At 52.7% G+C, this 1,295-nt stretch carries 1 pseudogene; it reads right to left on the bottom strand.

The features are described 5' to 3' along the window. Nucleotides 1-1,295: pseudogene (locus GN107_RS11300) on the bottom strand (hypothetical protein); the annotation flags it as partial.

The following is a 1,295-nucleotide window of genomic DNA, read 5'->3' as shown; positions in this document are numbered from 1 at the left end:
TGGTTCAGAGCCGTGTTGCCGGCATTCTTCGCATCATCACGTGCATCCTTGGCATCGTCGATGGCCTTGGTGTAGTCCTCGGCTGCCTTGTTAATGTCATCAGTCGTAGCGCTTGGGTCATCAATTGTGTTCTGGAGTTTGTCTTTGGCGTTTTGAACTGGCTGCTCGTTTTCGACTGGACTTGCATCCTGGTTCAGAGCCGTGTTACCGGCATCCTTCGCATCGTCACGAGCCTGCTTGGCATCATCAATGGCCTTGCTGTAATCCTCAGCTGCCTTGTTGATGTCATCAGTCGTAGCACTTGGATCATCGACTGTGTCTTGCAGCTTATCCTTGGCGTCTTGAACTGGCTGCTCGTTGGTTACAGGACTTGCATCCTGGTTCAGGGCCGTGTTGCCGGCATCCTTCGCGTCGTCACGGGCGTTCTTGGCATCATCGATAGCCTTGGTGTAATCCTTAGCTGCTTGATTGATGTCGTCCGTTGTGCTGTTAGGGTCATCGACTGTGTCTTGCAGCTTATCCTTGGCGTCTTGAACTGGCTGCTCGTTTTCAACCGGACTTGCATCCTGGTTCAGGGCCGTGTTGCCGGTATCCTTCGCATCGTCACGGGCTTCCTTGGCGTCATCGATGGCCTTGGTGTAATCTTCGGCTGCCTTGTTGATGTCATCAGTCGTAGCACTTGAATCATTGACTGTGCTCTGGAGCTTATCCTTGGCATCTTGGACTGTCTGCTCGTTATCAACTGGACTTGCATCCTGGTTCAGAGCTGTGTTGCCGGCATCCTTCGCATCGTCACGAGCTTCCTTGGCATCATCGATGGCCTTGGTGTAATCTTCGGCCGCCTTGTTGATGTCATCAGTCGTAGCGCTTGGATCATTGACTGTGCTCTGGAGCTTATCCTTGGCATCCTTGACTGGCTGCTCGTTTTCGACTGGACTCGCATCCTGGTTCAGAGCAGTAGCGGCTTTATCATTAGCATCATCACGCGCATCCTTGGCATCGTTGATAGCTTGGTCATAAGCAGCTGCCGCGTCATTGATATCTTCTGTGCTGCTGGTTGGGTCACCCATCAGGTCATCCAGCTTGCCCTTGGCATTGGAAACTGGCGTTTCGTTTGCTACTGGGCTGGCGTCCTGATCCAGAGAAGTCTGACCAGTTGTCCGTGCCGTTTCAGCTGCTGTATTTGCAGCCGTGACTGCGTCAGCCGCAGCCTGAATATCAGCTGTGGTTGCCGTACCGTTATCTGCTGCCGTTACAACATCGTTGTAATTCTTCTTGGCATCCGTGACTTCCTT

It is taken from the genome of Lacticaseibacillus zhaodongensis (assembly GCF_009687905.1).
Taxonomy (GTDB): domain Bacteria; phylum Bacillota; class Bacilli; order Lactobacillales; family Lactobacillaceae; genus Lacticaseibacillus; species Lacticaseibacillus zhaodongensis.
The sequence above is the reverse complement of the archived record's forward strand: the minus strand, read 5'-3'. Positions and strand labels throughout refer to the sequence as shown.